This window comes from Geminicoccus sp. (assembly GCF_035556675.1).
Lineage (GTDB): Bacteria > Pseudomonadota > Alphaproteobacteria > Geminicoccales > Geminicoccaceae > Geminicoccus.
Genome location: NZ_DATMFZ010000308.1, coordinates 40,573 through 66,733, shown reverse-complemented (window position 1 = coordinate 66,733; position 26,161 = coordinate 40,573). Strand labels below are relative to the sequence as shown.

Annotated in this window: 24 protein-coding genes; 12 read left to right on the top strand and 12 right to left on the bottom strand. The window is 69.8% G+C overall.

Annotation, left to right across the window (positions count from 1 at the left end; translation table 11 throughout):
* The 3 genes from VNS22_RS21715 to VNS22_RS21705 all read left to right on the top strand — a co-directional run.
* Positions 1-625 (top strand): efflux RND transporter periplasmic adaptor subunit (locus VNS22_RS21715; RefSeq protein ID WP_325736189.1); only part of this gene is annotated, 625 nt, incomplete at its 5' end.
* Positions 622-2,610 (top strand): MacB family efflux pump subunit, encoded by a 1,989-nt coding sequence (locus VNS22_RS21710; protein ID WP_325736188.1) that lies wholly within the window; start codon positions 622-624, stop codon positions 2,608-2,610. The genes VNS22_RS21715 and VNS22_RS21710, both read left to right, overlap by 4 nt.
* Before the next feature lie 8 nt (positions 2,611-2,618).
* Positions 2,619-4,034, top strand: coding sequence for an efflux transporter outer membrane subunit (locus tag VNS22_RS21705; RefSeq protein ID WP_325736186.1), 1,416 nt, complete (start codon positions 2,619-2,621; stop codon positions 4,032-4,034).
* On the opposite strand, the gene VNS22_RS21700 is transcribed toward VNS22_RS21705, so the two are convergent.
* The 6 genes from VNS22_RS21700 to VNS22_RS21675 form a co-directional block, all read right to left on the bottom strand.
* A complete protein-coding gene (locus VNS22_RS21700) occupies positions 3,956-4,678 on the bottom strand; it encodes a tetratricopeptide repeat protein (protein WP_325736184.1) in 723 nt (240 codons plus the stop codon). The genes VNS22_RS21705 and VNS22_RS21700 overlap by 79 nt on opposite strands.
* Positions 4,675-5,361, bottom strand: coding sequence for a Fe2+-dependent dioxygenase (locus VNS22_RS21695; protein ID WP_325736183.1), 687 nt, complete (start codon positions 5,359-5,361; stop codon positions 4,675-4,677). The genes VNS22_RS21700 and VNS22_RS21695 overlap by 4 nt, the downstream gene beginning before the upstream one ends.
* Positions 5,362-5,455: 94 nt before the next feature.
* Positions 5,456-7,714 (bottom strand): TonB-dependent siderophore receptor, encoded by a 2,259-nt coding sequence (locus VNS22_RS21690; RefSeq protein ID WP_325736181.1) that lies wholly within the window; start codon positions 7,712-7,714, stop codon positions 5,456-5,458.
* 160 nt (positions 7,715-7,874) lie between these two features.
* On the bottom strand, positions 7,875-8,810 hold the full coding sequence (locus VNS22_RS21685) for an acetamidase/formamidase family protein (RefSeq protein ID WP_325736179.1): 936 nt from the start codon (positions 8,808-8,810) through the stop codon (positions 7,875-7,877).
* A gap of 42 nt (positions 8,811-8,852) precedes the next feature.
* Positions 8,853-9,554, bottom strand: a complete 702-nt coding sequence (locus tag VNS22_RS21680; RefSeq protein ID WP_325736177.1) for a hypothetical protein — start codon at positions 9,552-9,554, stop codon at positions 8,853-8,855.
* Between the two features lie 74 nt (positions 9,555-9,628).
* Positions 9,629-10,975, bottom strand: coding sequence for a TolC family outer membrane protein (locus VNS22_RS21675; protein ID WP_325736175.1), 1,347 nt, complete (start codon positions 10,973-10,975; stop codon positions 9,629-9,631).
* Between the two features lie 168 nt (positions 10,976-11,143).
* Here VNS22_RS21675 and dinB point away from each other — a divergent pair, with 168 nt between their 5' ends.
* Complete coding sequence (gene dinB, locus VNS22_RS21670; protein ID WP_325736172.1) at positions 11,144-12,235, top strand: DNA polymerase IV; 1,092 nt, start codon at positions 11,144-11,146, stop codon at positions 12,233-12,235.
* Here the strand turns inward: dinB and VNS22_RS21665 are convergent.
* Positions 12,226-12,945 carry a hypothetical protein gene (locus tag VNS22_RS21665; protein WP_325736170.1) on the bottom strand — a complete coding sequence of 240 codons (720 nt, stop codon included), beginning with the start codon at positions 12,943-12,945 and terminating at the stop codon, positions 12,226-12,228. The two genes, dinB and VNS22_RS21665, sit on opposite strands and share 10 nt — an antisense overlap.
* Before the next feature lie 27 nt (positions 12,946-12,972).
* Positions 12,973-13,860, bottom strand: a complete 888-nt coding sequence (locus tag VNS22_RS21660) for a pyruvate, water dikinase regulatory protein (RefSeq protein ID WP_325736168.1) — start codon at positions 13,858-13,860, stop codon at positions 12,973-12,975.
* A 426-nt stretch (positions 13,861-14,286) separates the two neighbouring features.
* Between VNS22_RS21660 and hemE the strand changes: the two genes are divergently transcribed.
* From hemE to rho, 3 genes are all read left to right on the top strand, one after another.
* Entirely contained in the window at positions 14,287-15,348 is a 1,062-nt protein-coding gene (gene hemE, locus VNS22_RS21655; protein WP_325736166.1) for a uroporphyrinogen decarboxylase, read from the top strand.
* Between the two features lie 157 nt (positions 15,349-15,505).
* A complete protein-coding gene (hemJ, locus tag VNS22_RS21650; RefSeq protein ID WP_325736164.1) occupies positions 15,506-15,937 on the top strand; it encodes a protoporphyrinogen oxidase HemJ in 432 nt (143 codons plus the stop codon).
* Positions 15,938-16,771: 834 nt separating this feature from the next.
* A complete protein-coding gene (rho, locus tag VNS22_RS21645; RefSeq protein ID WP_325736191.1) occupies positions 16,772-18,019 on the top strand; it encodes a transcription termination factor Rho in 1,248 nt (415 codons plus the stop codon).
* Positions 18,020-18,040: 21 nt separating this feature from the next.
* On the opposite strand, the gene VNS22_RS21640 is transcribed toward rho, so the two are convergent.
* Positions 18,041-18,367 carry a YnfA family protein gene (locus tag VNS22_RS21640; RefSeq protein ID WP_325736162.1) on the bottom strand — a complete coding sequence of 109 codons (327 nt, stop codon included), beginning with the start codon at positions 18,365-18,367 and terminating at the stop codon, positions 18,041-18,043.
* Position 18,368: 1 nt separating this feature from the next.
* Positions 18,369-19,535: an FAD-dependent monooxygenase gene (locus VNS22_RS21635; RefSeq protein WP_325736161.1), complete on the bottom strand. Its 1,167-nt coding sequence runs from the start codon at positions 19,533-19,535 to the stop codon at positions 18,369-18,371.
* A 96-nt stretch (positions 19,536-19,631) separates the two neighbouring features.
* On the opposite strand from VNS22_RS21635, the gene VNS22_RS21630 reads away from it, so the two are divergent.
* The 3 genes from VNS22_RS21630 to VNS22_RS21620 are packed head-to-tail and all read left to right on the top strand — an operon-like array spanning position 19,632 to position 21,398.
* The gene (locus VNS22_RS21630; protein ID WP_325736159.1) at positions 19,632-20,237 is read left to right on the top strand and encodes a hypothetical protein; all 606 of its coding nucleotides are present in this window, start codon (positions 19,632-19,634) and stop codon (positions 20,235-20,237) included.
* Between the two features lie 10 nt (positions 20,238-20,247).
* Complete coding sequence (locus VNS22_RS21625) at positions 20,248-20,997, top strand: sulfite exporter TauE/SafE family protein (RefSeq protein WP_325736157.1); 750 nt, start codon at positions 20,248-20,250, stop codon at positions 20,995-20,997.
* Positions 20,994-21,398 (top strand): hypothetical protein, encoded by a 405-nt coding sequence (locus VNS22_RS21620; protein ID WP_325736155.1) that lies wholly within the window; start codon positions 20,994-20,996, stop codon positions 21,396-21,398. Before VNS22_RS21625 ends, VNS22_RS21620 begins: the two co-directional genes overlap by 4 nt.
* Here VNS22_RS21620 and VNS22_RS21615 read toward each other — a convergent pair.
* Positions 21,388-22,359 carry a quinone oxidoreductase gene (locus tag VNS22_RS21615; RefSeq protein WP_325736153.1) on the bottom strand — a complete coding sequence of 324 codons (972 nt, stop codon included), beginning with the start codon at positions 22,357-22,359 and terminating at the stop codon, positions 21,388-21,390. The two genes, VNS22_RS21620 and VNS22_RS21615, sit on opposite strands and share 11 nt — an antisense overlap.
* Before the next feature lie 39 nt (positions 22,360-22,398).
* Positions 22,399-24,435 carry a thioredoxin domain-containing protein gene (locus VNS22_RS21610; RefSeq protein ID WP_325736151.1) on the bottom strand — a complete coding sequence of 679 codons (2,037 nt, stop codon included), beginning with the start codon at positions 24,433-24,435 and terminating at the stop codon, positions 22,399-22,401.
* Between the two features lie 101 nt (positions 24,436-24,536).
* Here VNS22_RS21610 and VNS22_RS21605 point away from each other — a divergent pair, with 101 nt between their 5' ends.
* Both VNS22_RS21605 and mnmE read left to right on the top strand, forming a co-directional pair.
* A complete protein-coding gene (locus VNS22_RS21605) occupies positions 24,537-24,806 on the top strand; it encodes a DUF6489 family protein (protein WP_325736150.1) in 270 nt (89 codons plus the stop codon).
* Positions 24,725-26,137, top strand: a complete 1,413-nt coding sequence (mnmE, locus tag VNS22_RS21600; protein WP_325736149.1) for a tRNA uridine-5-carboxymethylaminomethyl(34) synthesis GTPase MnmE — start codon at positions 24,725-24,727, stop codon at positions 26,135-26,137. Before VNS22_RS21605 ends, mnmE begins: the two co-directional genes overlap by 82 nt.
* Positions 26,138-26,161 lie beyond the last annotated feature (24 nt).

The following is a 26,161-nucleotide window of genomic DNA, read 5'->3' as shown; positions in this document are numbered from 1 at the left end:
GGCCAACCTGTCCTTCACCAAGATCGCGGCGCCGATGTCCGGCACGGTCGTGTCGGTGAGTGCCGTGCAGGGGCAGACGCTGAACGCCAACCAGTCGGCGCCGATCCTGCTCCGGATCGCCGACCTCGCCACCATGACCGTGGAGGTGCAGGTCTCGGAGGCCGACCAGCCCAAGCTGGAGCTGGGCATGCCGGTGCGCTTCAACACGCTGGGCCGGCCGGACCAGCAGCTGGAAGGGAAGCTGCGCCAGATCTACCCGACGCCCGAGGTGGTGAACAACGTCACGCTCTACACCGCGCTGTTCGACGTCGCCAACCCGGATGGCCAGCTCCTGCCGCAGATGAGCGTGCAGGCCTTCTTCATTCGCGCGGAGGCGCAGGACGTGCCGCTGGTGCCGCTGTCGGCCCTTTCCCCGGTGCCGGACGGTGCCCCCGACGAACGGTCGGTGCGCGTCCTGGATCCGTCCGGCCAGGTCGAGACGCGGCGCATCCGGATCGGCGTGGCCGACCGGATCAACGCCGAGGTGGTGGCAGGGCTGGAGCCTGGCGAGCAGGTGGTCCTCCGCAGCCTCGCCACGGCCGGCAGGGAGGCGGGCGGGCGGCCACCCATGGGGCCGCGCCTGTGAGCCTCCTGGTCCAGAGCCGGCCCCCGGCCGGCACGGGGCCCGCCACGGCCGGATCGCCGCCGCTGATCAGCCTGCGCGGGATCACCCGCACCTTCGCACGCGGCGAGACCGAGGTGCGGGCCCTGCGCGGGGTCGATCTCGACATCTGGCGCGGCGAGTTCGTCGCGATCATGGGCCAGTCGGGCTCCGGCAAGACCACGCTCATGAACATACTGGGCCTGCTCGACCGGCCGAGCGAGGGCAGCTACCGGTTCGGCCAGGACGAGGTCGGCGACCTGGAGCCGGCGGAGCGCGCCGAATTGCGCCGCGACCGGTTCGGCTTCGTGTTCCAGCAGTACAACCTGCTGGCCAATGCGACCGCGCTCGAGAATGTCGAGGTGCCGGCGGTCTATGCCGGCCGATCCAAGGCGGAGCGGAGCGAGCGGGCCACCGAGCTGCTCACCATGCTGGGCCTGGGCGAGCGGCTGGACCACAAGCCGGCCCAGCTCTCGGGCGGCCAGCAGCAGCGCGTCTCGATCGCAAGAGCGCTCATGAACGGCGGCGAGGTGATCCTGGCGGACGAGCCGACCGGTGCGCTGGACAGCGCCAGCGGCCAGGACGTGATGCGCCTGCTCCGCGAGCTGCATGGGCTCGGCCACACGGTGATCCTGATCACCCATGACCGGAGCGTGGCGCAGCAGGCCGACCGGCTGGTGGAGGTGCGCGACGGGCGGATCATCGCCGACAGCGGCCCCCTCCTGCCACCGCCGCGCAGCCGTCAGGTGGTGGAGCCCGCAGGCGGCACCGCCTCCAGCCTGCCGATTGCCGGCGAGATCCTGAAGACCGCGGCCCGCGCCCTGTCCGCCAACCTGTTCCGCACCGCGCTCACCCTCTTGGGCGTGGTGATCGGGGTGGCGTCCGTGGTCGCCATGCTGGCGATCGGCAACGGGGCGAAGAAGGAGGTGCTGGACCGGATCAGCGCCATGGGGCCGGACCTGATGCTGATCCGGCCGGGTGCGCGCAACGTCCGCACCGCCGACGGCACGGTGGCGACGCTGGTGGATGGCGACCGCCTGGCGCTGGAGCAGGTCGACAACATCAGGGGCGTGATCTCCGAGTACAACTTCACCGTCACCGCCAAGGCCGGCGGTGGCGACCTCGTCACCCAGAGCACCTCGACCGTGCCCTCCTTCCCGGACGTGCGCGCCTGGCCGGTGGAGCAGGGCAGCTTCTTCACCGAGGACGACCTGGTCGAGTTCGCCGCGGTCGCGGTGATCGGCAAGACCGTGGCGGACAACCTGTTCCCCGGCGGCAATGCGGTCGGCCAGTATGTCCTGCTGAACAGCATCCCGTTCCAGGTGATCGGGGTGATGTCGGCCAGGGGCGCCACGCCGTTCGGCTCGGACCAGGACGATGTCGTGTTCGTGCCGCTCACCACGGGCCAGCTGCGCCTGCACGGCAAGCCGTTCGTCCGCTCGATCACCGTGCAGGTGGCCGACACCGGCCGCATGGCCGAGACCGAGGCGGAGGTCATGGCGGTGCTGGAATCGCGCCACGGCGCCATGGACTTCCAGGTGCGCAACACTGCGGCGATCCTGGAGATGGCGACCGAATCGCAGAACACGCTGACCGTGCTGCTGGGTGCGATCGCGCTGATCTCGCTCCTGGTGGGCGGGATCGGGGTGATGAACATCATGCTGGTGAGCGTCACCGAGCGTACCCGCGAGATCGGGGTGCGCATGGCGACCGGTGCCCGGCCGCGCGACATCCTCCTGCAGTTCAACGCCGAAGCGCTCGCGGTCTGCCTGGTGGGAGGGGTGGTGGGCGTGGCGCTGGGGGTCGGCACCGCCCTGCTGCTGGGCGCGTTCGGCCGCGCCGTCCTGCTCAGCCCCGAGCCGATCGTCCTGGCGTTCGGCTGCGCGGTCGCGACCGGCCTGGTGTTCGGCTACCTTCCCGCCAGCAAGGCGGCCCGGCTCGACCCGGTCGCGGCCTTGTCCTCGGATTGATCCTCCCCATGCGCCTTCTGCTCGTTCCGGTCCTGGTGGCGGGGCTTACAGCCTGCGACGTCAGCCACCGGCTCGTCACCTCGCCCACCGAGACCGGCCGGCAGTTCGCCGCCCTGCCCGCCGATGCCGAGCAGCGCTGGCCGGAGCCGGACTGGTGGCGGGCGTTCGGCAGCGACGAGCTGGACGGCCTGATCCACGAGGTCGCCAGCGACAACCTCGACCTGCAGGCGGCCGCCCAGCGGGTGGTGCAGGCCGAGGCCCAGACCCGGATCAGCCGCGCCGCCTTGTTCCCCAGCATCGACGCCGATGCCGGGGTCAGCCGTGGGCGCAGCTCCAGCAACAGCCAGAACCGGACGCGCACCAGCTATAGCGGGTCGATCGCCGCGTCCTACGAGCTGGACCTGGCCGGTGGGCTGCGCGACCTGGCGGAAGCCAGCCAGCTGCGGCTGCTCGGCAGCAGCTTCGACCGGGACGCGCTGGGGCTCATCCTGACCGCGGATACCGCGGATGCCTATTTCACCCTGCTGGCGCTGCGCGACCGGCTGGCGCTCGCCCGCGACACGCTGGAAGCGTCCCGGCGCGTGCTGGGCATCGTGCGCGTGCAGGCGGCAGCCGGCCAGGCCTCCGACCTGGAGGTGCAGCAGCAGCTCTCCGCGGTGAGCAGCCAGGAAGCGGCGGTGGCGGAGTTCGAGGGCGATGCCCAGCGCCAGGCCAATGCGCTGGCGACCCTGCTGGGCCGGCCGCCGGGCGAGCTGGCCGTGGCCACGGCCGGGCTCAGCGCGCTGACCCTGCCCCCGGTGATCGCCGGCCTGCCGTCCGAGCTGCTGCGGCGCCGGCCGGACCTGGTGCAGGCCGAGGCGGAGCTGGCGGCTGCCGGCTACGACGCGCAGGCGGCGCGCGCAGCGCGCTTTCCGATCGTGGCGCTGACCGCCTCGGGCGGGCTGCAGAGCGACGAGCTGGGCGACCTGCTGCGGCTGGACCAGGCGGTCTGGTCGCTGGCGGGCGCCGCGATCACCCCGGTGTTCGACGCGGGCCGGCTCGAGGCCAACGAGGACCAGGCGGTGGCGCGCTTCCAGGAGCTGGCCGCCAGCTATTCCCAGGCGATCCTGAACGCGCTGCAGGACGTGGACGATTCGCTGGTGCTGGTGGAGACGGCCAGGCGGAGCTTCGCCCTGCGCCAGGCTGCCTACCGGGCCGCCAGCGAGGCCTACCGGATCGCCGAGCTGCGCTGGCGCACCGGGGCCGCGGACTTCCTGTCGGTGCTGCAGGCGCAGCAGGCCAGCATCTCGGCAGCCGACACGCTGACCCAGGCCGATCTCGCCCGCTTCACCGCGAGCGTCAGCCTCTATCGGGCACTGGGCGGCGGCTGGGACGCGGCGCCGGCCGAGCCGCTGCTGGCCAGGGTCCAGGCCCGCGCCCCGTAGCGCCGCAGCGCCGGGTCGGGATGACCGGCCAGCACCGGGGCGATCTCCCGCCAGAAGTCGGGGATGCCGCCCGCCACGGCGCGGTCCAGCCAGACCAGGGCCGGCTCGCGCTTGCCGGCGGCGAACAGGAAGCGGGCGAGATTGAACTGGCCGCGAAAGTCGCCGCCCCTGGCGGCGCGCTCGTACCAGCGCCGGGCCGCCTGGGGGCGGCGCGGGTGCAGCCAGCCTTCCTCGCGATAATGGCCCAGCATGTTGGCGGCCTTGGCATGGCCCTGGCGCGCGGCGCGCACGAACCAGGCGCAGGCTTCCCGGCGGTCCTGCTTCACGCCCTTGCCGTCGTGGAGCAGGCTCGCGAGGTTGAACTGCGCCCAGTCGAAGCCGCGCCCGGCCGCCTGCCGGTAGCAGGCGGCGGCGGCCGCCAGATCGACCGGCCCGCCCCAGCCGAGTTCGTGGCAGCGGCCCAGCATGTTGATGCCCTCGACGCTGCCGGCATCCGCCGCCTTCTGGAACCAGCGCCGGCCCTCCGTGCGGCTCTGCGGGACGCCGTTGCCGTCCACGCACATCTGGCCCAGCAGGAGCTGGGCGCGGGTCGAGCCGAACCGGGCAGCGCTCTGGATCTGGCGGATCTCGTCCGCCCGGATCACAGCTCGGCCCAGCGGCGCAGGAGGTTGTGGTAGACGTTGGTGAGGCCCAGCACGGCCGGGCTGTCGTCGGGCAGCCGGCGGCGGGTCTCGATGATCGCCATGTCCAGGTCGTAGAGCAGGGCGCGCTCGCCGTCGTTCTTGAGCATGGACTGGGTCCAGAAGAACGAGGACCAGCGGCTGCCGCGGGTGACTTCGGTGACGCTGTGCAGGCTGGTGGCGGGATAGACCACCATGCTGCCGGCCTCGAGCTTCACCGCCTTGCTGCCGTAGGTGTCGTGGATGATCAGCTCGCCGCCGTCATACTCGTCGGGCGGGGTGAGGAAGAGGGTGGAGGAGACGTCGGCGCGCATCCGCATGCCGCCCGCTCCCGGGATGGCCCGGATGGCGCCGTCCACATGGGCGCCGAACTTCATGCCGGTGTCGTAGCGGTTGAACATGGGCGGCAGCACGCGCAGCGGCATGGCGGCCGAGTTGAAGATCGGATTGCGGGCGAGTGCCCGCAGGATGAGCTCGCCGCATTCCCGCGCGGCCGGCGAGCCTTCCGGGATCTGCAGGTTGAACTTGCTCTTGGCGGCCTGCTCGCCGGCGGTCGCCTTGCCGTCGATCCAGGCGGCCTCTTCCAGCACCTTGCGGACGTGACGGACCTCGTCCTGCGTCAGTACGTCCTTGATCTGAACCAGCATGATCGGGCTTTCCCGTGGAATGGAAAAAGGAGCGGAAGGCCCCGTTGGGACTTCCGCTCCAAGACGATCGACGTCGAAGGTCGCGACGGATCGATCAGAAGGTGGCGCCCACCGTCAGCAGGAAGGTCCGGCCCGAAGTCGGGATGGCGCGGGCGTTCTGGTTGGCGGCGTAGTTGAGCTCATCGGTCAGGTTGTAACCGTTGAGCGCGATCCGATAGTTCTCGTAGCTGTAGGACACCACCGCATCGAGCGAGAAGTTCTCCGGCAGCTCGGCGGTATTCGCGCTGTTGCCGAAGATCTCGTCACGATAGGTCACGCCGCCGCCCAGGAGCAGTGCGCCCGGCACCTCCTCGAAATGGGACAGGACATTGTAGGTCGTCCAGAGCGCGAACGAGTTCTTGGGCGCGTTCGGGACCTCGTTGCCTACCGTCGACAGGGCGGGATCGGTCGCGGTGGAGCTGCGGATCTCGCTGTCGAGATAGGTGTAGGCCGCCGAGGCCGACCAGGCATCGGTGAGATAGCCGCCGATCCCGATCTCGAAGCCGCGCACCCGCTGCTTCTCGCCCGTGGCCGTCGACAGCCCGGTTTCCGGGTCGGTGTAGGTCGCGTTGTCCTTGTTGATCTGGAAGATCGCGGCGCTGATGCCCAGGCGCTGGTCGAGCACGCTGATCTTGCCGCCCAGCTCGAAGCTCTCGTTCTCCTCGGGCTCCAGGTTCGGCTGGGCGCCGTTGATCGGGTTCGGCGCCAGGGCCACGAACTGGCCGGGCACGGTCGAGGAGGTCGCGTAGGAGAAGTAGTAGGTCTGGTTCTCGGTGGGCTCCCAGATCAGGCTGCCCTTGGGGCTCCAGAAGCTGTTGTCGGCCTCGTACTTGTTGTAGCCGTCATTGTTCCAGACCTTGTAGGTCGAGCTGTAATCGTCCCAGCGCACGCCGCCCAGGACCGAGAACTGGTCGGTGAGCCAGAGCCGGTCGCTGACGAACACGCCGATGTCGGTGCCGTAGCTCTTGCGGATATTGTTCGGGTTGACCGGCAGCGTGTAGCTGTCGCTGCCGAAGAAGTCGCCCGGGTTGCGGATGGTCGGCGGGGTCTTGTCGCCGTCGGTGCTGCGGCCGGCGCGATGGTCGTTCTGGTAGAAGATGTCGAGGCCGGCCACGACCTGGTTGCGGAAGCCCGCGACCTTGAAGTCGAACACGCCGGACGTGACGTTCTGGAAGCCCCAGGAATTCTGGTTGTAGGCGGGATTGCCGCCGCCATAGGTGATGGTCGGGTTGCCGCCGGCGAAGAATTCCGCGGAGCAGTCGGCGTTGCAGCCGGGCACGCTCGCGGCGAACTCGCGGGTGTAATAGGCGAGGCGCGTGTCGTTGTTGAGCGTGATGCCCTCGTCGACCTGCCAGGAGGCACGCGAGGTCAGCATGTCGATGTCGGACTTATCCTCGTCCTGCTTCTTGCCGTAGAAGCTGTCGCGCGACACGCCGAACTCGGTGACCGGCCGGGCGATCTCGCTGCCGGGCGGGGTGACCGACGGCACGCCATAGTCCGGGGTCCGGTCGCCGTGCTGGTGCATGTAGTTGAGCGACCAGTTCAGGTCGGTGCCCAGGCCGAACGCGAGCGAGCCGGCCAGGCCCCAGCGGTCGGACTGGACGTGGTCGCGGTCCTCGACGTCCTGGTCGTGGACCATGCCGACCACGCGCACGGCGGTGGTGTCGTTGATCTGCTGGTTGACGTCGCCGACCACGCGATAGAGCGGGCCGGTGCCGACCGAGCCGTCGATCGAGTAGCTGTCGCCCAGGCGCGCGGTCTTGGTCTGCGAGTTGATCACGCCGCCGGTCGAGCCGAAGCCGAAGGTCTCCGAAGACGGGCCCTTGAACACCTCGACCGATTCATAGTTGAAGCTGTCGCGGACATAGAGGCCGAAGTCGCGCAAGCCATCCAGGTAGATGTCGCCCTTGGCGTCGAAGCCGCGGATGCGGAACTGGTCGCCGTTCAGGCCGCCATTGCCCTCGCCCACCGCCACGGTGACGCTCGGCACGTTGCGCAGGGCCTGGTCGAGGCTGGTCACGCCCTGCTGGCGCAGCGTCTCCTCGTTGATCACCTGCACCGACTGCGGCGTGTCCTGGATGGTGCCGGGCAGGCGGCCGATGCCGGTGGTGGCGCGCAGCGGGTTGGCCGGCTGCTCGCCTTCCACCAGCACCGGCGGCAGCGCCACCGCGTCGCTGGCGCCGGCGGTATCGTCCGTGCCGCTTTCCTGCGCCAGCGCCTCGCCAGGGGTTCCCCCCGCCGCCAGGGCGGCCATGCCGGCCATGGCGAACGCGGCCGGCATGACCGGCCAGTCGACCTCGACGTTGCGCTTCATTCTTGACCCCCACTCGGCTCTGTTCCCGGGTGGGCGTGTATCGATCACGATTACACGAGGTCAACATTCCGCAACATGATTCCGGACAACAGCATCCCGAAATCCGGCAATTGATAAGATTAGAGTAATTACAATTCCAATCTGCCACTCAATTCAGCGCTCATGGCAGCACGATCTTCGGGAAGTGGCAGCCGACGATCCAGTTGGGCTGGTCGACGATCTCGGTGATCTTCAGATCGGCGCAGGCGGAGCAGAGCATGTAGGCATCGACCGGCTCGATCTTCAGGCGCTCGGCGATCAGGTCGACCATCTGGTCGAGCGCGTCGATCGCGTTCTGCATCAGGTCCGGGCCGATGCCGGTGGTGACCAGGTAGCCCTTGCCGTCGATGTGCCGGCCGCGCGGGGTCGGGTTGTCGATCACCGGGAACTTCGGCGCCCGCCCTTTGACCAGCTCCAGCTGGACCACGACGTTCATGGCGCTCTCGATCGCGGTGCCGCAGACCTCGCCGTCGCCCTGGGCGGCGTGGGTGTCGCCCAGCGAGAACAGGCAGCCTTCGACCTCGACCGGGAAGGTGACGGTGCTGCCGACGCAGATGTCGGCGGTGTCCATGTTGCCGCCGACCCGGCGCGGCGGGACCACGCTGTGCGAGCCGCCTTCCGCCAGGGCCTGGCCGATCACGCCGATGAAGGGCTTGAGCGGCACCGAGGCGCCGGCCTTGAACGGCGCCGGGGTCTTCAGGTCGGTCGCATAGTGCCAGTGGACGATCGCCGGGTCCTTGAACCGGTGCGCCAGCAGGCCGAAGCCCGGGATGTTGGCGGTCCAGCCCCAGCCGGACGGCTTCATCTCGCGCACATGCACGACCAGCGCGTCACCGGGCTCGGCTCCTTCCACGTAGACCGGGCCGGTCGCCGGGTTCACTCCGCCGAAATCGAGCCTGCCGACATCGGCCGCGGTCGAGGCCGGGTTCAGCTGGCCGCCGGACGCATCGATCGTCTCGAACTCCACCGTGTCGCCGGGCCGGACCGTCAGCACCGGCGACCGGCTGTTGTCCCAGCCGAAATGGTGGTGACGACGCTCGAGATAATGGCTGGCCATCCGCCTGTTCCTCCCTGCCGTTTCCTCTCGGTGCGGCGCTGCTCAGCCGCTGCGCCGCCCGTTCTCGATGGCGAGCCAGCGGTCGCGTGCCCAGGTCGCGACCGTCATGGCCTGCCCGATCAGTGGTCCGGTATCGCCCTCGGGCGGCAGGGCCGCTCGCACCATGCCCAGCACCTGCAACGGGTCCAGGCTCACCGAAAGCCCGCACACCGCCCAGACCAGATCCGGCGCCGGCCTAGCCAGGGCACAGGTGAACCAGTCCCCGTCCCGCTGGCGATGAGTGACACCGATCCGGTCGGTCTGGAGTTCCGCAGCCAGGCTGCTGCCCAGCCGCGGCAGTGCTCCCACGGCATCGCCCGGCTCATTGAAGGCCCGCCAGATCGCAACCGCGTCCTCACCCTCGCTGAAGTGCAACTCCAGTCTGGCCTCGCCGACCCCGCCCAGTGGGCGGTGGGACGCGGCGGGCGGCTCGAAGGTGACCCTGCCGGGTGTCGCAGCTTCGGGCGGGTCGCGGCCGAGCTCCGCCCGATCCAGTACGGCGAGCACGTCCCTTCCGGTGAAGGCCGGGCCGTCACCGGCAGGATCGTCGATGCCGAACGTGTCCGCCGACGCGGCGAACGGATCGATGGTGAGCGGGTCCGGGCCGTCCAGGCCGGCCCCGCCCACGCTCATGCCCTGGCCCCAGGCCGGCACGGCCAAGAGGAGGAGCAGCAGCATCTGCCCGATCAGTCGACCCACCCGCATGCAGGCATTCCTCCCCCCGCCCGGCCTCCTCCGCCCGGGTTGTCCTCCCCCGGGTCGCACGTCAATGGCTGCCGTCAGTCCAGCGGGTCACCCAGGCCGAACAGGCGCGAGCGGTTCTCCCGGTAGTAGGCCTCGGCGTCGTACCGCTCGACCGCCAGTTCCAGCCGGTCCGCGGTGAGCTGGCCGATCGAGGCGAGCAGCGCATAGGCCGCGATCGCCTCGTTGGCCTGGGCGCGCACCAGCTCGACCTGCGAGCCGAACAGCTCCTGCTCGGCATCCAGCACGTCGAGCACGGTCCGCGAGCCGACCTGCGCCTCCTGCTCCACGCCTTCCAGCGCGATCTGGTTGGCGCGCACCTGGGCCTGCCGCGAGCGGATGTTGGTCGTGCTGGTCTGCAGCGTTTCCCAGGCGGTGGTCACGGTCTCGGCGACGCCGCGCTGGGTCGCCACCAGCTGCTCATCGCGCTGCCGGGCCAGCTGCTTGTTCTGCCGGACCTGAGAGTATTCTGCACCGCCCTGGTAGAGCGGCACGGTGACCTGCACGCCGATCGAGGCATCGCGCTGCCAAGCGAGGCTGGTGGTCGGCTCGTCCGCATAGGAGGCGCTGGCGCGCAGGTCGACTTGCGGCAGCAGCCGGGAGAAGGCGACATCCACGTCGTCCCTGGCCGCGGCCAGGGAGTACTGGGCGGTTGCGATGTTCGGGTTGGCCGCGGCCAGCTCCTGCGCCTCCGCCTCGTTCGCCGGCAGGGCGGCGGGACGGCCCGGCTGGTCGACGTTTTCCGGCTCCTGGGCGATCACTCGCCGGAACGTGGCGATCGAGTTGGCCAGCAGGCCTTCCGCCTCGACCCGCGAGGCCTCGGCGGCGGCCAGGCGCGCCTCGGCCTGGGCGACGTCGGTGCGGGCGACCTCGCCCACGTTGAAGCGGTCGCGGGTCGCCTGGAGCTGGCGCTGCAGCCGCTTCTCGTTGTTGATCGCCAGCTCCAGCACCGAACGGTCGCGCCAGACGCCGGCATAGGCCTGCACGGCGTCATAGAGGACCTGCTGCTCGGTCACGATCAGGTTGGCGCGGTTGGCGCGGACGGTGTTCTCCGAGGCGCGCAGGTTCGCATCCAGCCCGCCGCCCCGGTAGAGCGGCTGGGTGACGCTCAGCCCGATCGCGGAGGAGTCGAGCGTGGCGCCGCCGGCACTCGTGTCGAGATCGACGATGTCGTAGCTCGCCGTGGCGCCGACCTGCGGCCGGTAGCCGGACAGCGCCTGGGAAACCAGCTCGTCCGTGGCACGCAGCTGGGCACGCGCGGCACCGAGGTCCGGGTTGGTGTTGTAGGCGTTGGCCAGTGCTTCCTGCAGCGTCTGCGCCTGCGCCGTACCTGCGACGAGGGCCCCCAGCGCCGAGGCGAGGACAAGAAGACCCTTCAACCGCATGCCTATCTCCCGTTGCGCGCGCCTGTCGGCGGCAATCCTGCTGGGACCGCCGTTACAACTTTGCCAGAGTGATCGCCACCCGCGGCCGGGGCAAGCATGGACAGTATGTCCGATCCGCTACACTCGGCCGCCGTGTAGGGAATGCCACATGATGCGGAGCCGGCGAAGGTGAGCAGGCGCGCCATCGTCCATGTCGACATGGATGCATTCTATGCGTCGGTGGAGCAGCGGGACGACCCGGAACTGCGCGGCCGGCCGGTGGCGGTGGGCGGGCGCGAGGGGCGCGGCGTGGTGGCGGCCGCCAGCTACGAGGCGCGCGCCTTCGGGGTGCGCTCGGCCATGCCGGCCCACGAGGCGCTGCGCCGCTGCCCGGAGCTGCACTTCGTGCGGCCGCGCTTCGACGTGTATCGCGAGGTGAGCAGGCAGATCCGCGCGATCTTCCGCCGCTTCACCCCGCTGGTCGAGCCGCTCTCGCTGGACGAGGCCTATCTGGACGTGACCTGCCCGCTGGACGGGCCGGCCGACCCGGTAGCGCTGGCCCGCCTGGTCAAGGAGCTGATCCTGGCGGAAACCGGGCTCACCGCCTCGGCCGGCGTATCGTTCAACAAGTTCCTGGCGAAGACCGCGTCCGGCATGAACAAGCCGGACGGGCTGACCGTGATCGCCCTGGCCGACGTGGCGCCCTTGCTGGCGGGCCTGCCGGTCGAGGAGTTCCACGGCGTGGGGCCGCGCACCGCGGAGAAGCTGCGCGCGGTGGGCATCGCGTCCGGTGCCGACCTGCGCGCGACGTCCGAGGCCTGGCTGGTGCGCCGGTTCGGCCGCCACGGGGCCTGGCTCGCCCGCATCGCCCGAGGTCTGGACGACCGGCCGGTGGAGCCTGACCGGCCGCGGCGCTCGGTGTCGGTGGAGCAGACCTTCCCGCGCGATCTGACCGACCCGGCCGCCCTGCTGGCGGAGCTGCGCAACCTGACCGAGGATCTCAACCGAAGGTTATCAACGACCGGCTTTCGCGGCCGCTCGATCGTGCTCAAGATCCGTACTGCCGACTTCGTCACCAGGACCCGCACCACCACGCCGCGGCCTTTTCCCCAGGATGTCGAAAATATGTGGAAAATTGCGGCCGGGCTGCTGGAGCGGCCCGAGCTGCCGCGAGGCCCGGTGCGGCTTCTGGGCCTGGGAGTCAGTGATGGGGGCGATGACGCCGATCCCCGCCAGCTCGACCTGTTCGGCCGTTCCCGGCAGAATCCTCCTCAGGGATAGGCACAGTCCTGCATCACCACCTCGATGCCGGGGCTTTTCGCGCCAGGCGCGAAGGTGAACCGGTACTCACGGTTCCCGTCGACCACCGAATGGCCGAGCGGCAGCACGCCTTTGACCAGTTCCAGGTTGCCGCCGATCCGCAGGAGCCGGATCTCCAGGGGCTTGGCCGGATCGAACCCCTCGCCCTGGGTGCCGTCCGCTTGCGTCATGGGCGACGCCGTGGCGCTGACCGTGATGCGGTTGTCGAGGAAGGCCGCGGTCTGCAGCGGGCTGACATCGCTCGGCAGTCGCGGCTGGAAGCGGCGGCGCTCGACGCCCTCGCGGCACTGCCGCTCCGCCCGGGCCTGGCTCACGACGAAGCGCAGCCGCTCCATGGGAACTCCGCCCTCCATCCGCGTGCGCAGCAGGTCGACCAGGGCACCGAACTCGCCGTCAGGAACGTGTTCCTTCAGTTCCCGGATCGTCCGGTGGGCGGCGGTCAGGGCATCGGCCTGACGCTGCTCCGCCTCGGCATGGCGCAGCCCGGCCTGCCGCTCGCGCTCGTCCAGCTCGGCCAGCCGCGCATCGAGCGCCTGCACCAGAGCCTCGCTTCTGGCACTGCCCACCTCCAGGCCGAACCAGAAGACCAAGGCCAGGGCCAGGAGCCCCGCCCCCGGCAGCAGGACCCAGCGATGCCATGGCCGCCGGCGGTGCAGCCGGTGGCTGCTCACCGGCAGCCTCGCCGGCGGCGGCGCTGCTCATTCATCGTCCTGCAGCCAGTCGGCAGCGGCGATCGAGCTCCTGGGCCCGGTCCCCAGCGCCGGGTCGCGCCGGGCCTGCAGGAGCTGCAGCACCGCGGCGGCGGTCTCTTCCACCGAACGGCGGGTCACGTCGATCTCGGGCCAGCCGAACCTGCGGAACATCCGCCTGGCCATCACCAGCTCCTCGCGAACCCGGTCCGCCTCGGCATAGTCGCCGCCGAACTGGCCCTCATCGCCGACCCCCATGTGCTTTTGCCGGTTGCGCCGGATCGAGGTCAGGTGCTCGGCATTGATGGTGAGGCCGACGATGAGCGGCCGCTTCAGCTTCTCCAGGTAGCGGAGCTGCGGCATGTCCGGGACGATCGGGACATTGGCCGCCTTGATGCCGCGATTGGCGAGATAGACGCAGGTCGGCGTCTTGGAGGTGCGTGACACCCCCACCAGCACCACGTCGGCCTCGTCCAGCCGTTCGGGCGCCTGGCCGTCGTCGTGGCGCATCGCGAAGTCCATCGCGGCGATGCGCGAGAAGTAGCCCGCGTCCATCTCGTGCTGCTTGCCGATCTTCGGCATGCCCGACGAGCCCACCATCTGGGTGAGCGCGTTCATCACCACGTCCAGGACCGGGACGCAGGGTACCTCCATCTGGGCGCAGCGCTCCTGCAGGATCTGGCGCAGGTCCGGCGAGATCAGGGTGAAGATCACCATCCCCGGCATCATGCCGATGATGGAGAGCACCTTCTCGAGCTGGGCGCGGGTCCGGACGAAGAACCAGACATGCTCGACCGGGACCACATCCTCGAACTGGGACACGGCGGCACGCGCCACGGTGGTCACCGTCTCGCCCGTGCTGTCCGAGATCAGGTGCAGGTGCAGCCGCAAGGTCATCGTCCCGTCCGCTGGCCCCGGCACGTCATCGGAGCTGTGGATGGATGGTGGATAATTCCACGCCTCCACGGCGGGCCGCCGAACCGTCCGCATCTCAGCCCGTCCATCCACCCATCTCCCGATATTCGACACCCATGGGGAAAGCTTCGACGACCGACGATGCACGCACGGACGATAGCGTCGGACAATCCCCCACTTCCACCGAATCCTTATCCCCCGGGCAAGACGCGGAATGAACTGGCTTTTTTACGGATGTTCCAGCATTTGTACCCAGGACGCGGCGCCCAGCTGGAGGCTGGGCAGATGGCAGGGAGATCCGGGGGACCATCCGGCAATCCCGGTTCAGGCCCTCCCTACAACCACCCCTACAACCTGTTCTTCTCCATTCGAATCGCAAAAGAACAGATTCTTAGGAACTGTTGACCTGTGGACAAATCCGGCTCACCGATCCATTCGGCTGACAAGCTGCTGATCCGGTCTCTCAAGGGTCAGCCGACGACACGCCCGCCGTTCTGGCTGATGCGTCAGGCGGGACGCTATCTCCCGGAATATCGCGAGATACGTAAGGACGTGCCGGACTTTCTCTCCTTGTGCTACAATCCCGCCCTGGCGGTGGAGGTGACCCTTCAACCGATCCGGCGGTTCGGCATGGATGCGGCCATCCTGTTCTCCGACATCCTGGTGGTGCCGGACGCCTTGGGCGTGCAGGTCGCCTTCGCCCAGGGGGAGGGGCCGGTGCTGGCGCCGGTCAGGACGGCTGAGGATCTGGCGAGGCTGAGCCTCGATCAGTTGCACGATCGCCTGAGCCCGGTTTACGCGACACTCAGCCGACTCAGGCGGGAGCTACCCCCGGAGACGGCGCTGATCGGCTTTGCCGGCGCACCCTGGACGCTCGCGGCCTACGTAGTCGAAGGCGGCGGCTCGAAGGACTTCGCGGCCGCGCGCACGCTGGCCCGCTGCCAGCCGGAGCTGTTCGGCCGGCTCATCGAGCTGCTGACCGACGCGGTGATCGCCTTCCTCGACCGGCAGGTGCAGGCCGGTGCCGAGGTGCTGCAGCTGTTCGACAGCTGGGCCGGCGCCCTGCCGCCCGACCAGCTCGAGCTGTGGGCGATCCAGCCGGCACAACGGATCGTGGCGGAGCTCAAGGCCCGGCATCCCGACATCCCGATGATCCATTTCCCGCGCGGTGTCGGTCTGGCGCTGCCCGAGGTGGCGGCCCGGGTGGGAGCCGACGGGCTGAGCCTCGACACGAGCGTGCCGATGGCCGAGGCGGTACGGCTACTGCCGCGCAACCTGTGCCTGCAGGGCAATCTCGACCCTGTCGATCTGGTGGCCGGCGGGGAGGGCATGCTGACGCGCCTTGCGGCGCTGGCAAAGGCCAATCAGGGCCGGCCCTGGATCTTCAACCTGGGCCACGGCGTGCTACAGCAGACCGATCCCGGCGAGGTGCAGCGGCTGGCCGACGCAGTGCGGGCGCTGGACGCCTGATATCGGTCAGAACCCTTGAAATCTTCACCGCTATGGGCCATTGATCAGGGGCGGCACCCTTGCCGTCCCCTGAAAACTTCCCGCTTCATCGACGTTCGCCAGGCTCCTTGATGGAGCCCGACAGGATCGTACGATCGGAAGCGCACGCGAGGTCCGGTTGAGCGACTGGTCGCTCTGGCTGAAATCCCTGCACATCATGGCATTCGCCGCCTGGATGGCTGCGATGTGGTATCTGCCGCGCCTGATGGTGTACCATGTCGACAAGGTCGTCGGCGGCGATTCGTCGGAGACTTTCAAGATCATGGAGCGGCGGCTCCTGAAAGGGATCGCCACCCCGGCCATGATTCTCACCTTCGTGTTCGGGATCTGGCTCGCGATCGTGCAGAACCAGTTCTCCGACGGCTGGCTGCACGCGAAGCTCCTCCTGGTGCTGCTGCTCGCCGGCTGCCACGGCTTCCTGGCCGGCCAAGTCCGGAAGCTGGCTCGGGACGAGCGACCCAAGCCCGCCAGCTTCTATCGGATGATCAACGAGGTTCCGACCCTGCTGTTCGTCGGGATCGTTCTCCTGGTGATCCTCAAGCCCTTCTGATCTCTCGAGTTCTTTTCCGCGAGAACCATCTTGTCCGACGATACGACCGAATCCATCACGCCCTCGCCCGAGACCACGGAAGGACCCGCCAAGCCGACCGGTGCCAGGCGCCGGCGCACGCGCACCCGAAGCGAGCGGGCCAAAGATGCGGCGGCCGCCGAGCTGCCGCTCGACGATGGTGACCAGGATTCCGGTGGCGGTGATGACACAGGCCTGCAGCGGGCGCTGGGACTGGATCCCGGCGTGGACGAGCTGCCGCGCGAGCGGCCGGCCCGCGGGCGCCGGCCCAAGGCCGGGCCGGCATCGAGCGGTGGCGAGGCCGATCCCGTGGCTGAGCCCGCGCCTGGCGGCAGCGATGCCCCTGGCAGGCCGACGGACGTGACGGCGGACCAGGGCACGAGCCGGGATCTTTCTTCCGAGCCGCAGCCGGACATCACCATTCCGCCGATGCCGGGCGAGGAACCGGGCGATGTCGCCCCGGCACCCGCACCGGTCCGGGCCGAGCGGCCGGAGCGTGATGACCGCCAGGACCGCCGCGAGCGCGGCCACGACCGGCCGCAGCAGGACCGGCCGCAGCAGGATCGCCAGCAGGACCGCGGGCCGCGCCAGGACCGGCAGCGGGAGTTCCGCGAGCCGCGCGAGTTCCGCGAACGCCAGGACAACCGCAACAATTTCGAGCGCAACCGCAACGAGTTCCGCCGCGAGCGCGACGACAGCCGCCAGCGCCATTTCGAGCAGCGCCGCGGCGGTGGCCGCCATGACGGCCTGCCGCGGGTGCGCGAGGAGGAGGAGCTGGCCGCCGCGGAGATCGCCGCGGACGTCAACCGGCCGACCATCAACCTCACCGAGCTGAAGCGCCGCTCGCCGGCCGAGCTTTTGACCTATGCCGAAGAACTCGGCATCGAGCAGCCGAGCGCCCTGAAGAAGGGTGACCTGATCTTCGCAGTCCTGAAGCGGCTGGCCGAGACCGACATCGCGATCACGGGCGAGGGGGTCATCGAGATCCTCCAGGACGGCTTCGGGTTCCTGCGCTCGCCGGACGTGAACTACGTGGCGGGGCCGGACGACGTCTATGTCTCGCCGTCCCAGATCCGCCGCTTCGGCCTGCGCACCGGCGACGTGGTCCACGGCCTGGTGCGGGCACCCAAGGAGGGCGAGCGCTACTTCGCCCTGCTGCGCGCCAACACGATCAATTTCGAAGAGCCGGAGAAGGCGCGGCACCGGGTTCATTTCGAGAACCTGACGCCCTACTACCCGACCGAGAAGATGAAGCTCGAGGTCCCGGGTACCAAGGACATGAGCACCCGGATCATCGACATGACCACGCCGCTCGGCAAAGGGCAGCGTGCACTGATCGTGGCGCCGCCGCGCGTCGGCAAGACCGTGCTGATGCAGAACATCGCGCACGCGATCATGGCGAACCATCCCGAGATCTTCCTGATCGTGCTGCTGATCGACGAGCGGCCGGAAGAGGTCACCGACATGCAGCGCACCGTGCGCGGCGAGGTGGTCTCCTCGACCTTCGACGAGCCGGCCACCCGCCATGTCCAGGTCGCCGAGATGGTGATCGAGAAGGCCAAGCGCCTGGTCGAGATGGGCAAGGACGTGGTGATCCTGCTGGACAGCATCACCCGCCTGGCCCGCGCCTACAACACGGTGGTGCCCTCGTCCGGCAAGGTGCTGACCGGCGGCGTCGACGCCAACGCCCTGCAGCGGCCCAAGCGCTTCTTCGGTGCGGCGCGCAACATCGAGGCGGGCGGCTCGCTCACCATCATCGCCACCGCGCTGATCGACACCGGCTCGCGCATGGACGAGGTGATCTTCGAGGAGTTCAAGGGTACCGGCAATTCGGAGATCGTGCTGGACCGCCGGATCGCCGACAAGCGCGTGTTCCCGACCATGGACGTGCAGAAGTCCGGCACCCGCAAGGAGGAGCTGCTGGTCGATCGCGGCACGCTCCAGCGCATGTGGGTCCTGCGCCGCATCCTCAGCCCGATGGGCACGGTGGATGCGATCGAGTTCCTGCTCGACAAGATGAAGCACGCCAAGACCAACGACGACTTCTGGAACACCATGAACTGATCCGGCGGGCCCTGGTCCGGCTCAGGCCGGGCGGGGCCCGAACAGGATCAGGGCCGCACCCAGCAGGCAGACCAGCGTACCGGCCAGATCCCAGCGGTCCGGGCGCACCCCCTCGGCGGCCCAGAGCCACAGCAGGCTCGCGAGGATGTAGATGCCGCCATAGGCCGCAAAAGCGCGTCCCGCGGCGTCTGCCGGGCTCAGCGTCAGCAGCCAGGCGAACAGGGCGAGGCTGGCCATGCCCGGTACCAGCCAGAGGATCGAGCGGCCGAGCCGCAGCCAGGCCCAGAACGCGAAGCAGCCGGTGATCTCGGCCAGAGCCGCGCCCAGATAGATCGGCAGAACCGACATTTCAGGTCCGCATGCCGCGCTGGATGGCGAACCGCCGCAGCGGGCGCAGCCGGTCGAGCAAGGTGAGCGCTGCCCCACGGGCGCGCGTGACCGGCACCAGCTCGTTGGTGAACAGCCGGGCGAGACCATGGGTCAGCCAGATCGAGCGCGTGTTCGGGCCGCGCCGCTGCCGCTCATAGGCGCGCAGGACATCCGGAGAGCCCGGCTCGTCCGGCCGGGCCGCGATGAGCTGCACCAGGGCGGCCACATCCGCGATGCCCATGTTGAAGCCCTGGGCATGGATGGGGTGAACCCCATGGGCGGCATCGCCGACCAGGGCCAGACGTGGTGCCACGTAGCGGTCGGCATGCTGGCCGGAGAGCGGCCAGACACCCACCGGGCTGTCCAGCTCGAGCTCGCCCAGCGCGTGGCCCAGGGCCAGGTCCAGCTCGGCCAGCAGCTGTCCTGGTTCGCCTTCGGCCAGGGCCTTCGCCCGCTCCGGCGTCTCCACCCAGGTGATCCCGGTGCGGTCGGCACGCAGCGGCAGCGTCGCCAGCGGTCCGCCCTTGCGCATCCGCTCCAGCACGGCACCGCCATTGTCGACCGGGTGGCGGACGATGAAGCCCAGGGCGGAGTGGCCATAGCTCCAGCGATGCAACCCGATCCCGGCCAGCTTGCGCAGCCCGGAGCCGCGGCCATCGGCACCGATCACCAGGCCCGCCGGCAGCCGGGCACCTCCCTCGGTACGGATGGTGATGCCTGTGGCGTCGCGCTCGATGGCGCTCACCCGGTCGGTGACCAGGTGACGGCGGCCGGCCCGCTCCAGGAACAGGTCGAGCAGCACCTGGCGCAGGACGCGATTCTCGAATCCCTGGCCGAACGGGACCGGGCCGGGCGCGTCCTCCTCGCGATAGTCGACCTTGGCCGCGCTGCCGACGTCCAGCACCTCGACCCGCCGAATCGGCGTGCCATAGGGAGCGAGCGGGCCCCACAGGCCCAGCCCCTCGAGCTGCAGGATGCTGCCGGCCAGGAGTGCGAGGGTCCGCCCGTCGGGCGGCGCCTTGCGGATCGCTGCCGGCGCCATGGGCTCGACCACCCGGACCTCGATGCCGTGTCCGGCCAGCGCCAAGCCCATGAGCAGGCCGGCATGGCCGCCGCCCACCACCACGACCCGGTCATTCCCGCTCATCGGCCAGCTCCCGCTGCCAGACGTTTCCGGACGCTCGACGACACCGTGACGGGCAGGCTAGGGTCAGGGCCGGTCGGGGAAGCTGCGGTTGGTTCCATGCGTGTCGTTGCCCTTGTCTGCGCCCTGTTGCTGGCTGCCGCCCTGCCGGCGTCCGCCGATCAGGTCACCGATCAGATCGATCTCGGCAAGCAGTACTACGAAGAAGGTGACCTGGGTGGCGCCATCAACGAGCTGCAGTTCGCGATCCAGGACATCCGGTCGCAGCTCGCCGGGCAGTATCGCGCGGGCTTCCCGCCGGCGCCCACGGGCTGGACGTACGAGGACAGCGAAGACGACAGCAGTGCCGCCATGGCGATGTTCGGCGGCGGCACGGCGGTGGCGCGCACCTATACGCAGGAGGGCGGCAACGGCTCGATCGAGGCCCGGATCTCGGTGGACAACCCGATGATCCAGGGGCTGGCGGCGATGATCGGCAATCCGGCGCTGATCGCGGCCAATCCCGGCGCCAAGCGGGTTCGGGTCGGCCGGGACAACGCGATGGTGCAGTTCGAGGAGGGCGGCGACAGCGGCCAGGCCACGCTGATCCTGGGGGGCCGGATCATGCTGCAGCTGGAAGGGCGCGGGCTGGAGAACGGCCAGATCCTGGAGGACATGACCCAGGCCTGGCAGATCGATGCGCTCAAGAAGATCGCCGGGATGTGAGCCCACTTCGTTGAATCAGGACCTGCTCTACTGGATGCTGGTGATCACCGGCGTCCTGATCAGTGCGCTCAGCAAAGGCGGATTCGGTGGCGGGCTCGGCATGGTGTCGGTGCCGCTGATGAGCTGGGTGATGTCCCCGGCCCATGCCGCGGCGATCATGCTGCCGCTGCTCTGCCTGATGGACGCGATCGGCGTGTGGGCGTACCGGCGCAGCTGGAGCCGGCACGCGGTGGCGGCACTCCTGCCCGGCGCGCTGGTCGGGATCGTGCTCGGCACCCTGGCGTTCGACTGGCTGTCGGAGGACGCGGTGCGCATTCTCCTGGGCGCCACCTCGGTGCTGTTCTCGCTGGACTGGTTCCTGCGCCCGGCAGCGCGGATCGGCACCGGCAAGCCGCCAAGGCCGCTGTCCGGCGTGGTGCTGGGCAGTGCCGCCGGCTTCACCAGCACGATCGCCCATGCCGGCGGACCGCCCGCCAACCTCTATCTGGTGCCGCTGCGGCTGAACAAGACGGTGTTCGTCGGTACGATGACCATCCTGTTCGCCGCCATCAACCTCGCGAAGCTGCCGCCCTACTTCATGATCGGCCTGTTCGACCAGTCGATCGTCACCACGATCCTCTGCATGGTGCCGGTGGCAGCTCTGGGCATGCTGGCGGGGGTGCGGCTGCACCACCGCGTCAGCGACCGCTGGTTCTATCCGCTGTGCGTGGGCTTCGTGCTGCTGACGGGGGTCAAGCTGCTCTGGGACGGTTTCATGTGATCCTGCGGCTGACCGGCCTCCTGCTGCTGATCACGGCACCTGCCCTGGCCGGGCCGCGCGACACGCTGCCGCCCTATGCACGCTGCGCCTATGACCAGGAAGTGCTGCACTATTGCGGCCTGTGGAACGACGGCCTGGCCGCTGGGGCCGCACTCGCCTGTGCGGAGGCGAGGGCGGCCGATGGCCTGGACGAGCAGCAGGCCAGTGCTGCCCGGATCACGGCCGCGGTCGCGTTCGACCGCGAATGGCAGAACCGCTCGATCAGCGGCAAGCGGCTGTGGTGCCTGAGCGAGGGGCGGGCGGCGGCGCTGGCCTTCTACGACCGCTGGCTCCAGGACCGGTTCAAGGAGCCGGCCGGGCTCGCGAAGGAGACCCGGCCGGCGGATACGGTCAGGGAATGAGCACCGTGGCACCGGTGGTCTTGCGCGCTTCCAGGTCGCGATGGGCCGCGGCCGCGTCGGCCAGCGGATATTTCTGCTCCACCTGGATTTTCACCGCCCCGCTCGCGACCACGTCGGTCAGGTCCCTGGCGGTCTCGAGCAGGTCCTGGCGCTCGGCGACATAGGAGAACAGGGTCGGCCGGGTCAGGAACAGGGAGCCCTTCTGGGCGAGCAGCCCGGTGTCGAACGGCTCCACCTTGCCGGACGACTGGCCGAAGGTGACCATCATGCCGAGGCGCTTCAGGCAGTCCAGCGACTTCAGGAAGGTGTCCTTGCCGACCGAATCGTAGACCACGTCCACGCCCTTGCCGCCGGTGATCTCCTTGACCCGGGCGACGAAGTCCTCGCGGCTGTAGACGATCGGGTGGTCGCAGCCATTGGCCCTGGCGAGTTCGGCCTTCTCATCGGTCGAGACCGTGCCGATCACCGTGGCACCCAGATGCTTCGCCCACTGGCAGACGATCAGGCCAACCCCGCCGGCTGCGGCGTGGATCAGGATGGTGTGGCCGGGCTCGACGCGGAAGGTGCGGCGCAGGAGATAGCGGGCGGTCATGCCCTTCAGCATCATGGCGCAGGCCACGTCGTCCGGGATCGCGTCCGGGACCGGGACGAGCGGGCCGGCCGGCATCACCCGCATGTCGGTATAGGCGCCGATCGGCCCGGTGCCGTAGGCGACCCGCTGGCCGACCTTCAGGTCGACCCCGTCGCCGGCCGCCTCGATGATGCCGCAGCCCTCGAAGCCCGGCGTGAAGGGCAGGGGCGTGGGATAGAGGCCGGTGCGAAAGTAGCAGTCGATGAAGTTCAGGCCGACCGCGCGCTGGCGCAGCAGCACCTCGCCGGGGCCTGGCTTGGCCGGTTCGAAGCTCTCGGTTTCCAATACCTCCGGGCCGCCAGTCTTGCGCACCATCACTCTGGTCGCCATGCGCCTTCATCCTTCTCGGGTTCGTTTCGCTCCGTGCCGTCAGTTTGCGCCGATCCTGCCCATGCGCAAGGCGGCGGTCGCCAGCTCGTCCCGCAGCGCCGCCGGATCGGTGACCGGAGCGGTGCAGGTCGCGGCGACGCAGACAAAGGCGGTGGGCCGCCCGTCGCGGCTGGACTTGCCGAAGGCCGGATGTCCGTCGGGCAGGGCATCGCCCGCCTCGACCTGCTGGACCACGAGGTGCGGCAGCGGCGTGGTGAGTGCCGTATGGCGCAGTGTGGTGAGCTCGGCCGCCGGTCCCGCCAGCACGATCTGGATGGGCATCTCCAGCGTCAGCCATGCGGCCAGAAAGGCGCAGTGGGCGACCGGCTGTCCAGCCACCTCGCCTGCCACCGAGCGCACCAGCCGATCCGCCCGGTCCCGCCAATGCGCTTGGCCATCCAGGGCGTGCATCAGCGCAAAGCATTCGAGCAGGGTCGCGAGCGCTGCCGGGCTCGGGCCGTCGAATGCGGTCTTCGGGCGGACCAGGAGGTCGGTGGCATCGGTCGGGGCCAGCCGATAGCCGCCATCCGGATCGGCGAACGCCCGCTCGACTGCTTCCAGGATCGTCGCGGCGCAGGCCGTCCAGCGTGCGTCGCCGCTGGCCAAGCCCAGGGCCAGGGCGGCACGGGCCATCTGGGCGTGGTCGTCCAGCAGGCCGAGTTCCAGGCGCCGGCCGTCCCGCCAGGCATGGCGCAGCCCGCCATCGGGCGTGCCCAGCAGATCCATCACGGTGTCGAAGGTTTCCGTCGCCAGGGCCAGCCAGTCCGGCCGGTCGAACACGGTGGCGGCCCGCGCCAGCCCCTGAATCGCGAGGCCATTCCAGTCGGCCAGGATCTTGTCGTCGCGGGCCGGGCGGATCCGCCGCTCCCGCGCCTTCAGGAGTGCAGCCCGCATCCTCGTCAGTGCCGCCTCGTCCTCCGCCGGGGCCAGGCCCGGCTCGTGCAGGCGGTTCAGCACGTTGCGGCCTTCCCAGTTGCCGGCCGGCCGGACGTCATAGTGCCGGGCGAATGTCCCGGCTTCGGCGCCGAGCACGGCTGCGATCTCGGCCGCGTCCCAGACATAGTAGCGGCCCTCCTCGCCCTCGCTGTCGGCATCGAGCGAGGCGGCGAACGCACCGGCACTGCGCATCTCGCGCACCAGCCAGCCGACCGTCTCCTCGGCCCTGGCCTGGAACAGCGGCTGGGGCTCCAGCAGGTGACACTCGGCCAGCAGGCCCAGCAGCTGGGCGTTGTCGTAGAGCATCTTCTCGAAATGCGGCACGCGCCAGAAGGCATCGACCGAGTAGCGGGCAAAGCCGCCGCCCAGATGGTCGTAGATCCCGCCCTGGCAGATCCGCCTGAGGGTATGTAGGACAGTGCCGGCCCTCTGCCGGTCGCCCTGCGCGATCGCGGTTCGGCGCAGCAGATCCAGCATCGGGACCTGCGGGAACTTGGGCGCGCCTCGCAGCCCGCCATGCTCCGGGTCGAAACCGCGCGCAACGGCCTGCGCGGTGGCGAACGCCAGACCGGCCGGCACCCCCTCGCCCGGCTCCGGCCTGCCCAGCACGGCCATCGCCGCCATCATCTGGTCGCGATTGGCCAGCAGCCGCGTCCGGTCCTCGCGCCACAGCTTCGCCAGTTGGGTGAGGACCTGGGAGAAGCTCGGCAGGCCGTGGCGGGGGCTGGGCGGGAAATAGGTGCCGCCCCAGAAGGGTGCGCCGTCCGGGGTCAGGAACATGGTGAGCGGCCAGCCGCCCGGCTGGCCCAGGAGCTGCAGGGCATGCAGGTAGATCTGATCCAGGTCCGGCCGTTCCTCCCGGTCCACCTTGATCGGTACGAACCCGTCATTGATCAGCCGGGCGACCGCCGGGTCCTCGAAGCTCTCGTGCGCCATCACATGGCACCAGTGGCAGGCGGCATAGCCCACCGAAAGGAGGATCGGCCGGTCGAGCTCCTGGGCCAGTGCCAGGGCCTCAGGGCTCCATTCCCGCCAGTGGACCGGGTTGCCGGCGTGCTGCAGGAGGTAGGGACTGGTGGCGTTGCGCAAGAGATTGACCAAGGACCAGCTCCCCTCGTTGGTCGCGACGGTGGCCGGAGGTTGCCGTTGGCCGCCGTCGTCCTAAGGATGTGGAGCGGCGGGACCAACACGGCGAGGCGGACATGAAAGTGAGCATCGACATCGACTGCACACCCGAGGAGGCCAGGCAGTTCCTGGGCCTGCCCGACGTGGCGCCCATGCAGAAGAGCCTGATGGACACGCTGGAAAAGCGCCTGTCGGACGCGATCAACGCCACGGACACCAAGCAGCTCATGGAGACTTGGCTGCCGCTGTCCAAGGGGCTGGAGCAGTGGCAGACCATCTGGGCGCAGATGATGGCGACCGCGACCGGGATGCGGCCACCCTCCCCGCCCAAGGACGACAAGCGCTGACGGGCGACACGATCTGGGCCTGGGCGACGCCGCCCGGCCGCTCGGCGGTGGCGGTGCTGCGGATCTCCGGGCCGGCGGCGCTGCAGGCGCTGGCGGACCTGGGTGTCGGTCGGCCGCCCGCGCCGCGCCGGGCGGTGCTGGCCCGGCTATGCGACGGGCCGGGTGGGCCGCCGATCGACCAGGCCCTGCTGCTGCGCTTTGCGGCCCCGGCCAGCTTCACCGGCGAGGACCTGGTCGAGCTGCAGCACCATGGCGGCATCGGTGTGCGCCGGATGCTGGCGGCGGCGCTGGGCCGGATGCCCGGCTTGCGCCCTGCGGAGCCGGGCGAGTTCACGCGGCGCGCCTATCTGGCGGGCAAGCTCGATCTGGCGGCCGTAGAGGGCCTGGGCGACCTGATCGAGGCCACCACCGCGCGTGGGGTGCGCACGGCGCTCTCGAGGCTGGAAGGCGCGGTCGGGCGCCAGGTCGGCCAGTGGCACGAACAGCTCATGGAGCTGCGTGCCGCGGTGGAGGCCGAGCTGGATTTCGCCGCAGACCAGGCGGATGTCGCTTCCGGGACGCTCGACCGGATCGGGCCGGCCATGGTGCGGCTGCGCGCCGAGCTGGCGGAGGCGCTGGCCCGGGCTCCGGCGGCGGAGCGGCTGCGCCAGGGCTTCGTCGTGACGGTGGTGGGCGCGCCCAATGTCGGCAAGTCCAGCCTCGTCAACCTGCTGGCTGGCCGGGAGGTCGCGATCGTGACGGATCGCCCGGGTACTACCCGCGATCCGGTCGAGGTGGCGCTGGACCTGGCCGGGCTGCCGGTGACACTGATCGACACGGCGGGGCTGCGCGACAGCGACGATCCGATCGAGCAGGAAGGGATGCGCCGCGCCAGAGAGAAGGCCGCATCCGCCGACCTGGTGCTGGAGCTGGTCGATGCCAGCGAGCCGGTGCTGCCGGCACTGCCGGCGGTGCCGCACGCGGCGGGCCAGGCGCGGCTGGTGGTGGCGAACAAGGCCGACCTCGCATCGGTGCCGGCGGATCATCTGGCGATCTCGTGCCGCACCGGTGCCGGGATCGACCGAATGCTGGCGCAGCTGGTCGCCGCCTTGGCGGCACCGGACCAGGCGGAAGCCGGGGCAGTGCCCGTAGGTGCTCGGGCCGAAGCGGCGCTGCGCGACGCGCAGGCGGCGCTGGACGATGCGTCAGGGGCAGTTCACTTGGCCGAGCCGGTGCTGGTGGCCGAAGCGCTGCGTCAGGCGAGCCAAGCGTTGGCGCGGGTGACGGGTGCGGGTGCCGACGCCGAGAATGTGCTGGACCGGATCTTCGCCCGGTTCTGCATCGGCAAGTAGCCGCTTGTGTGTTTCACGTGGAAC